Source organism: Neoasaia chiangmaiensis, assembly GCF_002005465.1.
Taxonomy (GTDB): Bacteria; Pseudomonadota; Alphaproteobacteria; order Acetobacterales; family Acetobacteraceae; genus Neoasaia; species Neoasaia chiangmaiensis.
This window is the reverse complement of sequence record NZ_CP014691.1, coordinates 196,514-207,630: the sequence shown is the minus strand read 5'-3', so window position 1 is coordinate 207,630 and position 11,117 is coordinate 196,514. Positions and strand designations below refer to the sequence as shown.

Genomic DNA, 11,117 nt, shown 5'->3' with positions numbered 1-11,117 from the left:
ATCAGGCCGCTGGACGATGCGCCAGCACGTAGTCGCAAAGAGACCGCAGCGAACCAAAAATGCGCTTGTTGTCCGGATCGTCCGAGCGCAGCGTGACGGCGTAATCCCGACCGATCAGAAGGGCGATCTCCAGCGCGTCGATCGAATCCAGGCCGAGCCCCTCTCCGAACAGCGGCGCGACGGGGTCAATGTCTTCGGAGGCAACCTCGAGTTGAAGCGATTCGACCAGACGTTCCGCCATCTCATGTTCAAAAGGCGTTTGCAACGCCGAGGCACTGTTCGTATTCACCGTCCATCTCATGTCGCACGAGGAGTGAGGCGTCCTGCTATCACACAGCGATACAATCGCAAAGAAGGCCACGGGGCGAAAGCATCGCGCGGGCGGCTACCGTCTGCTCGGCGGTGCTCTGCTGCTGCTGTCTTTCCTCATCGCCCATATAGGGCCACGTCAACTCCATCCGGTCGCGCAGGCCTTGTCGATGATCGTGCTGCAAGGCCTTGCATTGTCCCTGTTGAGCAAATGGCATGCGTTGCCGATCCTTTTCGCAATCCTCTTTCTTCCGTTTGCCGCGCATTGGCCCCAACAGACGATCGTTCTGGACGGTATCGGCTTTTATTCCCTTGCCATGGGCGCCATGCTGGCCAGCTTCGCCGGCTCGCTCCGTCCGGGGCACGAGCCCCTTGTCTCTACTCTCGCCCGACACGTGCACGGCACATTGCGGGATGATGTCGCGCGATATACCCGTCGCGTCACGATGTTCTGGTCGTTTTTCTTCGCGATTGCCCTGTTGTTACCGGCCGCTCTCTTCCTGTGGGGACCATCCGGCAGCTGGCGCTGGCCGATGACCGGAGGGACGATTGCGGCGGCGGTGTTCGCGATGGCCGTGGAGGCCTTTCTCCGGCGGATCGTCATTCGCAACTTCGACCATGTATCTCTCAGGACGACGATTACCGCCTTTCGCGATTTCCGCCCCGCATCCAGGCAAAAAGAAGCCGCAGATGCATGAGTATGAGGCGAAGATTATCGCGCCCGTAATGGAAATGCGAGATGCCGCCCTCGTTGGCTGAAGGATAACGAACGCTCGTCGGGATGTTCTCTGCGGGCACACCATGCCAGCAAAGGCGCGCGACCACTTCGGGATCGAAGTCGAAACCGCGCATAAAGCGGGAGGCTTCCATCGTCGCGATAAGGGGCGCGAGAGGATACACACGAAATCCGAACAGACAGTCGCGTACCATCCCGCCAGTTTCAATGCCGACCAGCATGTTCGAGATTTCGCGCCCCCAAACTCGGATGAAGGGCGCGTCCTTGCCGAAAACCGGCCTGCCCAGCACCATGGCGTCCGGCCAGGCTTGTGAACGGCTGACGAAGGGGTGGATGGCACTCGCGGGGTGCTGGCCGTCTGCGTCCATGGTCAGGACATGGGAGAAGCCATGCGCCCGCGCCCAGAGCGCGCCGGCCAGAACAGCTGCGCCCTTTCCCCGATTGGTCGGTAGCCGCAACATGGCCAGCCCGGCATGTTCGGCGCACAAACCTGCCACAACCCGATCGCTGCCGTCGTCGCTACCATCGATCACCACGATGACATCCGGCCAGGCTCCCAGGGCTTCTTTCACCGTTTCGGCAAGGAGCGACCCGGAATTGTAGGACGGGATGAGAACCGCGTGGCGTGGCGAGAGCGACATCGTGCGTTACGTTATCGATCGGATTATGCGCTGGCTATCCTTCCATGGTTCTTATGCCGTAAGAAGCCGGAAAAAGAGCTTGAGCCGCCAATCGACGGAACCTGAAAGTGCCAGACGACCCCAACCCGCCCCATCCGATCCTGTCAGCATATTATCGTTCCGAAAGCGACCGCGTGACATTCGTCCGTTCGCTGTTCGACGGGACCGCGCGTTATTATGACCGGATCAATGCCATCTTCTCTCTGGGAACCGGGCGCTGGTATCGCCGGCACATGCTCGGCGTCGCCGGGCTGAAGGCCGGTCACAAGCTGATTGACGTCGCGACAGGTACCGGACTGGTCGCAAGGGAGGCCGAGCGGATAACCGGCAAAGGCAACGTCATCGGGCTGGACATGAGTCCCGGCATGCTGGCGGAGTGCCGCAGGAGATCGTCCATCGACGTCATTCAGGCGGACGCCCAGCGGCTCCCTGTTGCCAATGCGAGCATGGACATGCTGAGCATGGGCTATGCCTTGCGGCACGTCCACGATCTGGGGGCAACTTTTGGCGCGTTTCTGAACGTGCTGAAGCCGGGCGGAAACCTCATTATCCTTGAGATCGGGCGCGCGCGAAGCAGACGGGTTCAGGCAGCGTTGCGCGTTTATCTCGGTCGCGTCGTCCCGTTTCTCTCCGGCGTTACCGCCTCTGCGGAGAGTCGCACGCTCATGACCTACTACTGGGATACGATCGAGGAATGCGTCGCGCCGGAGAGTATTCTGGCCGCCTTGCAGCAGGCCGGTTTTTCCAACGTCCGAAAGCAGACACATTTTGGCGTCTTCCACGCCTATCTTGCATCCAGACCGATCAATGCCACCGCCTTGAACCACCATCATGTGGACGCATGACATTCTTTTCAGAAAACCGCGGCATCGCTCAAGCGTCAGTCAGGAACACAACGGCGGCATATGCTTTCCGCTCGCATACGCCGCTAGGGCCGCGTCGCGCCAGCCGCGAACATGGACAACATGGACTTCGTATGTCTGACTAGCCTGATAAGACAGTAACGCTGGCCTGTTACAGCCTCAGCTGACGATGAAGGAAACGGAAGAAAATGGCTTACGAAACAATCAATCCCTATACCGGCGAAAAGCTCAGGACCTTTCCGGAGGCGACGGATCAGGAGGTGCAGGCTGCTCTGACGGACGCGTATGACGCCTTCCTTTCCTGGCGCCATGTTTCATTCGCGGACCGCGCCAAGGTCATGACGGCGGCTGCCAATATCCTGCGCCGCGATATCGACAAATATGCCAGACTGCTGACGCTGGAGATGGGCAAGCTCTACAGCGAAGCGAAGCTCGAGACCGAACTGTCCGCCGAAATCTTCGAATATTATGCAAAGAATGCCGAGGATTTGCTGAAGCCGGAGAAACTGCCGGTTGCCGATGCGAAGGAAGGCGAGGCCATTCTCGCGCATCAGCCGCAGGGTGTGCTGCTGGCGATCGAGCCCTGGAATTTCCCCTATTACCAGATTGCCCGAATTATCGCCCCCCAGCTTTCCGCCGGCAACACGGTCCTGCTGAAGCACGCATCAAACGTGCCGCAGAGCGCGAACGCCTTCGATGAACTGATGCAGGAAGCCGGGCTGCCGAAAGGCGCGTTCCGGAACCTATATACGGCCCGCCACCACACGGAAACGATCCTCAACGATCCGCGCGTCTGTGGCGTCGCGCTGACCGGTTCGGAAACGGCGGGCGGTATCGTCGCCAGTATCGCAGGAAAGGCCCTGAAGAAGGCGACCATGGAGCTGGGCGGTTCGGACGCATTCATCGTCCTGGAAGATGCCGATATCGAAAAGGCAGCGAAATGGGCGGTTTTTGGCCGCCACTGGAACGCAGGGCAGGTTTGCGTCTCGTCCAAGCGACTGATCGTCGTGGATGCCGTCTATGACAGGTTCGTCGAGCTCTACAAGAAAGGCGTTGCCGAACTGAAGGCGGGCGATCCGATGGATCCCGCCACCACGCTGGCGCCGCTTTCCTCCCAGAAAGCGGCGGACGATCTGTTGAAGCAGGTCGAGAGTGCCAAGGAACATGGTGCGAAGGTCGAGGCGATCGGCGCACCTGTGCCGAAGGAAGGCGCTTTCTTCCAGCCTCTGCTCATGACGAACCTGCATAACGAAAACGAAGCCCGTCACTGGGAGTTTTTCGGCCCGGTCACCCAACTCTACCGAGCGGACGATGAGGCCGATGCGATCCGCATCGCCAACGACTCCCCGTTCGGTCTTGGTGGTTCCGTGTTCACCCGCGATACGAAACGGGGCGTGAAGGTGGCAGAGCAGATCTATACGGGCATGGTCTACATCAATCATCCGACCATGGTGAAAGCCGACCTTCCCTTTGGCGGCGTCGCCCGGTCCGGCTACGGTCGCGAACTGATCGGCCTGGGGATCAAGGAATTCGTCAATCATAAGCTGATCGACGTCGTCGATATCGACGCGCCCTTCTGATCCGCCCCCAAGGGAAAGAAAATGGCCCTGCGGCATGACGCCGCAGGGCCATTTTGCTATGGGTCGTCAAACGGTATATTTCGATATCGTTATTGAAAGTCCCGGCCATCATATAAGCCAGCCTCTGCGTGACGCTTTTGGCCGCCTTGCAGAATTGCCGCGATGCAACGGTGGACGCCGAACCGGCGGAGGAGAAACCTGTCATCATGAATTTGACGGACGACGTCGAGAAAGGCGCCCTGCACCGCACACTGGGTGCCCGCGACCTTGTGCTGCTGGGCATCGGTTGTGTCGTCGGTGCGGGTATCTACATCCTGCCCGGCGTTGCAGCAGCGGAATATGCCGGTCCGGCCGTCACTGTCGCTTTCCTGATGGCCGGGATCGGCTGCCTTCTAAGCGGGTTATGTTACGCGGAACTGGCCGCCGCGCTGCCGGAAGCCGGAGCAGCGTATCTGTATGCGGCGCGGGCGTTCGGCACACGACCGGCCTTATGGATCGGCTGGATGCTCATGCTGGAATATTGGCTGGCCAATGCGACCGTCGCGACAGGTTTCGTCGCCTATCTGCAAAGCCTCCTGCTCGATTTGGGGTTGTCGATCCCGAAGTCGCTTATGACGGCGACCGTCGCACCGCCCCACGACCCGATGCCAGCAATCGGTGCGAGTGCCAATATCGCAGCGGTGCTGGTGCTGTGTCTGATCGGCTTTGCCCTGATGTTCGGCGCAAGAGTGACAGCGCACGCCAACACCGTTCTGGTGGCCGTCAAGATCGGTGTCCTCGCGCTCTTTCTGGCGGTGGGGTTCACGCATATACACAGCGTGCTTTGGCATCCTTTTCTGCCCGCCTCCGAGGGACCATTCCACTATGGCCTCGGCGGTCTCATACGTGCGACCAGCATCGTCTTTTTTGCCTATCTGGGTTTCGATGCCGTCGCCAATGGCGCTGCGGAAGCACGCAATCCCGGGCGCGACGTGCCTTTCGGCCTTATCGCGACCCTTGTCGTCAGCACGAGTCTCTACATCGCCGTCTCCCTTGTCGTGACAGGCATCGTCCCGTTCAGGCAGCTTGACGTACCCGACCCCATCGCGCGCGTCATGAGAACGATCGGCCATGCTGAACTTTCAATGCTGATCAAGATTGGCGCCCTCGCGGGCCTTGGATCGGTCATCCTCGCCAATATCTACGGTCATTCACGGATCAGCCTCGCCATGGCGCGCGCCGGTGTCCTGCCAAGGCGATTGGCAACGGTGGATACACATTCCGGTGCGCCCCGTGCCGGAATCGCGGCGAGCGCGCTGGCTGCCGGAATCATCGCGGCCTTGTTCCCCATCTCGATCCTTGCCGATGTCGTCAGCATCGGAACGATGGTCGCTTTTGCCGGCGTTGCCTTGAGTCTCATGCGGTTGCGCGTAACGGCCCCTGCCCTGCCAAGGCGGTTTCGCGTGCCTCTCGGCGGCATCGTCCTGCACGGCATGTGGCTCGGCATCATACCGATTGCCGCGTTCACAACATGCTGCGTCATGATCGGCGTGGTCTTCAGTGACCTTGTCGTCCAGGCGCGCTCAGGCCATTCGGCAGCCCTGATCTTTCTGGGCGCCTATCTCGTTGTCGGCGGTTTCCTTATCGAACGCCTGATGCGCAAGGAGCGTCGGCTCGAACGTTGACAGGTGCGGTCAGAACGTCACATCGAGCGTGAAGACGTATCCTGCGCCGCGATCGGTGCGGATGATGTCGCGCCCGCTCAGGCCGTCCACACTGCCTTTATCGAACCGGCGCCGGAGACGCAGGATCTGGACGTCGACACTGCGATCATAGACATCTTCGTGAATTCGCGTGGCGTTGAGCAGATATTCTCGCGTGAGCGGTCGTCCTGGCGCATCCAGAAATGCGACAAGCAATGCGAAATCGCCTTTCGTCAACTTTACGACGCGAGCGGAAGGATCTTTCAGGACGCGTGAGCGTCGATCGAGCTCCCATTCACCGAAACGATAGACCCGCTTCATCGTGAGACTGTCGGTCTCATCATTCTCCGATATGGGCCGGTTTGCCTGAGCCTCGCGAATGGAACAGAGTTCATCATGCCGGCGGCCAAGGACACGTATGCGCGCAAGAAGCTCACGCGGGCCGAATGGCTTGACCAGATAATCGTCCGCACCGAGTTCGAGCCCGATCACACGATCCAGTTCGGATATCCGGTGGCCGGTCATCAGGATAATCGGTGCGTCGGTCGCCTCCCGTAACGACCGCATGACGTCGATACCATCAATGCCGCCAAGCTGGAGATCAAGCACGATCACGCAATGCGTCCAGTCGACCTCAACGTCACGCAAGTCCTCCGGTCCAGATGCCAGAATGACCCGAAGGCCATTAAGCGCCAGATAATTGCCGATCGCCGAGCGAAACTCGTGGTCATCGTCAATCAGCAGAACCGAACGCGCGCGCGCCGCGTCGTGAAGTGCCATCGAATCCGGTGCAACGTTGCTCATGGCCGGACCACCGCCACGATGGAAACATTATCGCGGGCGCGTCGCCGCAGGGCAGTTGACAGCAAGGCGTCCGCCACGTCTCCATCCTGCCCGAGCAGATAGCCGATCTCGTCTTCATCCATCGTTTTCAGCAGGCCGTCACTGCACAGAAGAAAGCGGTCGTGCGGAAGAACCATGCCAATGCGTTTGTCGAGAATCAGCTCCGGATCAGCGCCCCCGACAGCGCGTGTGATGATGTTTCCCTTCGGGTGATTGCGCCCTTCCGCAGGGGAAATCGAACCGGAATCCACCATCTGCTGCACCAGGGTATGATCATGCGTCAACTGCGTCATCTCGCCGTTTCGAAGAAGATAAATGCGAGAGTCCCCGGCCCAGAGCACAACGAAATAGTCTCCTTCGAGGAGGAGTGCTGCGATTGTCGAGACCGCACCATTCCCGAGATTTCCGGCGAGATCCCTCAAACGGCGATGCGCGTCACCAACGGCGCCGCGAAGCATGGCAAGCCGCTGGTCCGGCGGCAGACCGTCCGGCAAGGCCGCAATCGCATCCGTAACGGTATTGGCCGCCAGTCGACCGTCCCGATGTCCGCCCGCGCCATCCGCGACGACATAGATGCCAAGATCGGGACGGCAGATCAGCGCGTCCTGATTTTCGGTGCGGAACGGCCCTTTATGCGTCGCGCAGTAACTATATTCCGACAAGGTCGTCATCGACAGGCCACGATCCGCTTCAATCCCGCCCCGCCGCATCCCGGCCGGAATCCAGACGCTCCCATTCCTCCCGATAATGACGCGCGAAGGATGCCTCGACGATCCGGTCGAAATTCTCGCTCACACGTCGATGCCTGCGCTTGAGAAACGACAGAGACAATGTCCGACGACCCTGCCCACCCTCTCGCACGGACGAGGGGGAGGCTTCCTCTGGATCCAGAGCATGCAACATCTCTTTCATACACCGGCGATAAGCAAGCGACAGACATAGCTGATGACGGTGAAGATCGTCGAATGCCTGCCCGATGATCTGCTCCGGCGAGGCGATCACCGATTTGTCCATTCCTGCAATCGCGCGCAGGACCTTCGGTATCGGCTGGCTTTCGTCCAGCAATCGGAAATCTTCGCCTTTTTCCGCGGCGCGCCCCGGCCTCGCCATGCGTCGAAGACCATGCACCGCAGCGCTCAGGGAAGCGCCGAGACGATAAAGGACGACAGACCGGCGTCCCAGCGGAAGGTCTGTGCCTTCCAGCCCAAGCAGTTCGAGCAACGGGTCCCCTCTTTGCGGGGACCGCGCTTCTGTCCCGCGCGCCGATGACGAAAGGCGCGTCTCCGACCGGGCACGCGTCCTACCCGGCTCTCGTGACGTGGGCGGGCGCGCCGCGAAATTGCTTCGCAGGTCGGCGATGAAATCCGGCAACGGCATGATCCGGAATGAGCTTTCTTCTTCCTGCACCGTCACCGCGATCTCGTAATCACCCAGGTGAAGTCGATCACCGGATGCCAGTCGATGCGATCCGACTTCGTCGCACGTCATCCCCGAGGCGTGACCCACCTCATGCCGCGTTCCATTGCGGCTGAGGTCGGCGAATAGCCAGTCGTCACCTTCCCGCACGATACGACAATGATGCCGTGAAACCTGACAGGTGGGATCGAACAAAATCCAGTCGTTATCCGGGTCCCGGCCGAGCGAATATCGATCCGCGTCGATCTGGCGTGTTTCCAGCGGAATACCGCCCGGCGCGCATGTCAGACTCAGTATGAGGGAAGTCATGGCTGCCCCTTCCGCGCCAGTGCTGCGGGAACAGGACGCTCCCCGACGAAACGAAGAAAATCCGCACGCTCGTCGTCATGCTGAATGAAATCGGCGCAATGGTCCACCAGACGATCAGGTTGCTCATCGTTCCCATGACGCGCGACGAGGATCGGTCCGATCGGCCCGATCACACGCGTCAAGCAGATCGCCGTCCAGGATTGCCAGGCACCCCAGTCGACTTCGAGAGCGTGATCGTCGGTCGTTGCCCCAGCAAATGCATCTCCGAACACCACACGCGCATCGCCGTTCGGGGTCGCCTGATCCGGTATCGCCTGGATGGCGTCCACAGCCGCCAGATCAGGTGACGACATCTCGCGGATCGTCTCCTGTTCCCCTGCATACGCCGTTGGCGCCGGGTCCATTGGCGGCGTCATGAGCGGTTCCTGCTCACCGCCTTCATCCGACCGGCCCTCGCGCGTTTCTTCGCGTTCCTCCTCAACCGAAACGTAAGACCTATCAGGCACCTCCGGGGACGATCGGTCAGCAATCGCCCCCTCGTCGTTTTCGACGGACGCCACTGCCATCGGGTCGGCGACGAACGGCGGCGCCAGGGGAGATGCCGGTGACGGCATGATACGGGTTGCATCGTCGTCTTCATCGACGACCGCTCTCTCCATTTCATCCGCCGGCGCGCTTTCGACGGCGTCCGCCTCGTCCCGCAACGGCACAGTCGTCACGATCGTCCGGACGGATGTCACTTCCGATGCTTCCACACCGTCATTCGCGGTTTCATATCCCGACAGGCGCCTGTCTTGCGTCGGCTCTCCTGCATCAGCCTCTGCGGGTCGTGCTGTCGCTGCCTCGGCACGATCCGGCTCGGCCCTGCGCGGAGCGAGCACAGTATCTGCCTCATCGCCGACCAGTGGCGCGACATGCCCGACTGCGCCTGATGGATCCATCGTGTCACGCGTTTGCGACGCCACCACGATATCGGACAGATTTCGCGGAATGGCGGGAACACGAAACGGGGAACCGGAAATCTGCTCCAGCGCCAGAGAGAAAGCACTGGCATCGGGAAAGCGATCGGCGGGATTCTTGGCCAACGCCCGGTCGATGACATCGATCAATGCCGGCGTCAGGTCGTCGCGGAAATCCTGTAACGGCGGATGTGGCCGGTTGATGATGCCGAGAATCGTATCGGTGTAGTTCGCGCCGGTGAACGGCCGTCGCCCTGCAAGAAGTTCGTATAGGACACAACCCAGGGAGAAAAGGTCGGATCGCCCGTCAAGCGATGCACCCATGCACTGCTCGGGCGACATATAGCTTGGCGTTCCGATCAGCAACGGCGTCATGGTCTGCTCGGTGCTGGTCAGCCGGGAGATGCCGAAATCGGTGATCTTGAGCTTGGATTCGGTCGTCAGAAGAATGTTGGGCGGTTTGACGTCGCGATGGACGATGCCGCGCTCATGCGCGTATTGCAACGCGTCCAGCACCTGCAACCCAATCGGCAGAACTTCCTCTTCCCGCCACTGGGTGCCACGCGGCAGGGCCTGCTGAAGGCCCATCCCGTCCACATATTCCATGACGAGATAGGGATTGCTCTCATGGAATGAGAAATCATACAGACCGACGATATTCGCGTGCACGCATCGCCCGGCGATCTTCGCTTCATTACGAAAACGCTGGAAATAGTTTTCGCGCTCCTCGCTGTCGAGAAGATCGGTTCGGATCAGCTTGATCGCCACGAGGCGGTCGATATGCTCGTCATGCCCCTTGTAGACGACGCCCATCGCCCCGCGCCCCAGCATCGAATGGATGCGAAAGCGCCCGATCCGCTGGGGTATCTCCAACGTCGCCGTCATGGCCGGACCAACGCCATCGCGGTTTCCATGCTGCGCCGCAGGCGATTGAAGGACAGCGTCAATGCGCCGATCTCCCCGCCCGATCGCGTATCGAATTCTTCGACATCCGGCGCGCCGAGCGATACGCGCTCCGCGACAGTCGCGATTTGCGAGAGCGGCCGCAGAACCATGAATTCGATCAGCAGGCAGGCGGAGGCCCAGCAGATCAACAGGACGAGAGCCGCCAGCAAGAGGGACGCATTGCCAAACAGGTTAAACGGCGCGACTGGGACGGTCGCAATCGTCGCCCCGACGATTTCACCCGGATGGCGATCAAAGCCCTTCGCACTTCCGAAAGCGTCCCGCACGGACAGCGGCGCCTGATCGCGAGAGGGATAGCACGTGGCGCAAATGCCGTCCTGCATCGTGAGCGGCACGACATAGGCCAGAGCGCCGTCAGGCCGCAGTTCAGCGAAAGGCGCGCCGTCCGGCGTCCCCCGAAGGCGCATGATCGCATCGCGCTCCCACCCGTCCGGCGTATCGGCCGGTCCTGTGGAATCGAGCACGACCCGTCGCAGGCGATATCCCTCAAGGGCCCGCTCGATCTGACGCCCCTGAGTTTCCACGGCGTAAAAGCCCGCACTTTGGGGAATGAACACCAGACGGCTATGCATGGCACTGTCGAGAAGTGGCGCGATCTCATGACGGGTATACTGATCGGCCGCATCGGCCTGGACGATCATCAACCGGGCCGAACGCTCCGCCGAAGCCACACGCGCCGTGCGATCACCGTGAGTTATGCTCGCCAGAAGCGCGAGATAACCGACAAGAGCTATTACGCCCAGCGTCGCGTAGATCTTCAAACGAAGCGTCATG

The 11,117-nt window shown here is 60.7% G+C and carries 11 protein-coding genes; 4 read left to right on the top strand and 7 right to left on the bottom strand.

The genetic code is table 11. The features are described from left to right. Nucleotide 1 precedes the first annotated feature (1 nt). Nucleotides 2–289, bottom strand: coding sequence for a phosphopantetheine-binding protein (locus A0U93_RS00965; RefSeq protein WP_255318307.1), 288 nt, complete (start codon nucleotides 287–289; stop codon nucleotides 2–4). A 190-nt stretch (nucleotides 290–479) separates the two neighbouring features. Between A0U93_RS00965 and A0U93_RS00960 the strand changes: the two genes are divergently transcribed. After that, on the top strand, nucleotides 480–1,007 hold the full coding sequence (locus tag A0U93_RS00960) for a COG4648 family protein (RefSeq protein WP_077805715.1): 528 nt from the start codon (nucleotides 480–482) through the stop codon (nucleotides 1,005–1,007). Here the strand turns inward: A0U93_RS00960 and A0U93_RS00955 are convergent. Next, on the bottom strand, nucleotides 949–1,686 hold the full coding sequence (locus A0U93_RS00955) for a glycosyltransferase family 2 protein (RefSeq protein WP_077805714.1): 738 nt from the start codon (nucleotides 1,684–1,686) through the stop codon (nucleotides 949–951). The two genes, A0U93_RS00960 and A0U93_RS00955, sit on opposite strands and share 59 nt — an antisense overlap. A gap of 107 nt (nucleotides 1,687–1,793) precedes the next feature. On the opposite strand from A0U93_RS00955, the gene A0U93_RS00950 reads away from it, so the two are divergent. From A0U93_RS00950 to A0U93_RS00940, 3 genes are all read left to right on the top strand, one after another. Next, a complete protein-coding gene (locus A0U93_RS00950; RefSeq protein ID WP_147151184.1) occupies nucleotides 1,794–2,570 on the top strand; it encodes a class I SAM-dependent methyltransferase in 777 nt (258 codons plus the stop codon). A gap of 206 nt (nucleotides 2,571–2,776) precedes the next feature. After that, nucleotides 2,777–4,168 (top strand): NAD-dependent succinate-semialdehyde dehydrogenase, encoded by a 1,392-nt coding sequence (locus A0U93_RS00945; protein ID WP_077805712.1) that lies wholly within the window; start codon nucleotides 2,777–2,779, stop codon nucleotides 4,166–4,168. 128 nt (nucleotides 4,169–4,296) lie between these two features. Further along, entirely contained in the window at nucleotides 4,297–5,832 is a 1,536-nt protein-coding gene (locus A0U93_RS00940; RefSeq protein ID WP_077805711.1) for an APC family permease, read from the top strand. Between the two features lie 9 nt (nucleotides 5,833–5,841). Here the strand turns inward: A0U93_RS00940 and A0U93_RS00935 are convergent, their stop codons facing one another. From A0U93_RS00935 to A0U93_RS00915, 5 genes are read right to left on the bottom strand one after another with little or no spacing between them, the layout of a single operon-like run. Beyond that, a complete protein-coding gene (locus A0U93_RS00935; RefSeq protein ID WP_077805710.1) occupies nucleotides 5,842–6,654 on the bottom strand; it encodes a response regulator in 813 nt (270 codons plus the stop codon). After that, nucleotides 6,651–7,364 carry a PP2C family protein-serine/threonine phosphatase gene (locus A0U93_RS00930; RefSeq protein ID WP_077808224.1) on the bottom strand — a complete coding sequence of 238 codons (714 nt, stop codon included), beginning with the start codon at nucleotides 7,362–7,364 and terminating at the stop codon, nucleotides 6,651–6,653. The genes A0U93_RS00935 and A0U93_RS00930 overlap by 4 nt, the downstream gene beginning before the upstream one ends. Before the next feature lie 19 nt (nucleotides 7,365–7,383). Next, nucleotides 7,384–8,418 carry an FHA domain-containing protein gene (locus A0U93_RS00925; protein WP_077805709.1) on the bottom strand — a complete coding sequence of 345 codons (1,035 nt, stop codon included), beginning with the start codon at nucleotides 8,416–8,418 and terminating at the stop codon, nucleotides 7,384–7,386. Beyond that, entirely contained in the window at nucleotides 8,415–10,262 is a 1,848-nt protein-coding gene (locus tag A0U93_RS00920) for a serine/threonine-protein kinase (RefSeq protein WP_077805708.1), read from the bottom strand. The genes A0U93_RS00925 and A0U93_RS00920 overlap by 4 nt, the downstream gene beginning before the upstream one ends. Next, on the bottom strand, nucleotides 10,259–11,116 hold the full coding sequence (locus A0U93_RS00915) for a c-type heme family protein (protein WP_169852668.1): 858 nt from the start codon (nucleotides 11,114–11,116) through the stop codon (nucleotides 10,259–10,261). Before A0U93_RS00915 ends, A0U93_RS00920 begins: the two co-directional genes overlap by 4 nt. Between the last annotated feature and the right edge of the window lies 1 nt (nucleotide 11,117).

Coding starts and splice junctions, on each gene's coding strand:
- A0U93_RS00935 (WP_077805710.1), bottom strand. CDS start 6,654: ATGAGCAACGTTGCACCGGATTCGATGGCACTTCACGACGCGGCGCGC.
- A0U93_RS00925 (WP_077805709.1), bottom strand. CDS start 8,418: ATGACTTCCCTCATACTGAGTCTGACATGCGCGCCGGGCGGTATTCCG.
- A0U93_RS00955 (WP_077805714.1), bottom strand. CDS start 1,686: ATGTCGCTCTCGCCACGCCACGCGGTTCTCATCCCGTCCTACAATTCC.
- A0U93_RS00930 (WP_077808224.1), bottom strand. CDS start 7,364: ATGACGACCTTGTCGGAATATAGTTACTGCGCGACGCATAAAGGGCCG.
- A0U93_RS00945 (WP_077805712.1), top strand. CDS start 2,777: ATGGCTTACGAAACAATCAATCCCTATACCGGCGAAAAGCTCAGGACC.
- A0U93_RS00915 (WP_169852668.1), bottom strand. CDS start 11,116: ATGACGCTTCGTTTGAAGATCTACGCGACGCTGGGCGTAATAGCTCTT.
- A0U93_RS00960 (WP_077805715.1), top strand. CDS start 480: ATGATCGTGCTGCAAGGCCTTGCATTGTCCCTGTTGAGCAAATGGCAT.
- A0U93_RS00920 (WP_077805708.1), bottom strand. CDS start 10,262: ATGACGGCGACGTTGGAGATACCCCAGCGGATCGGGCGCTTTCGCATC.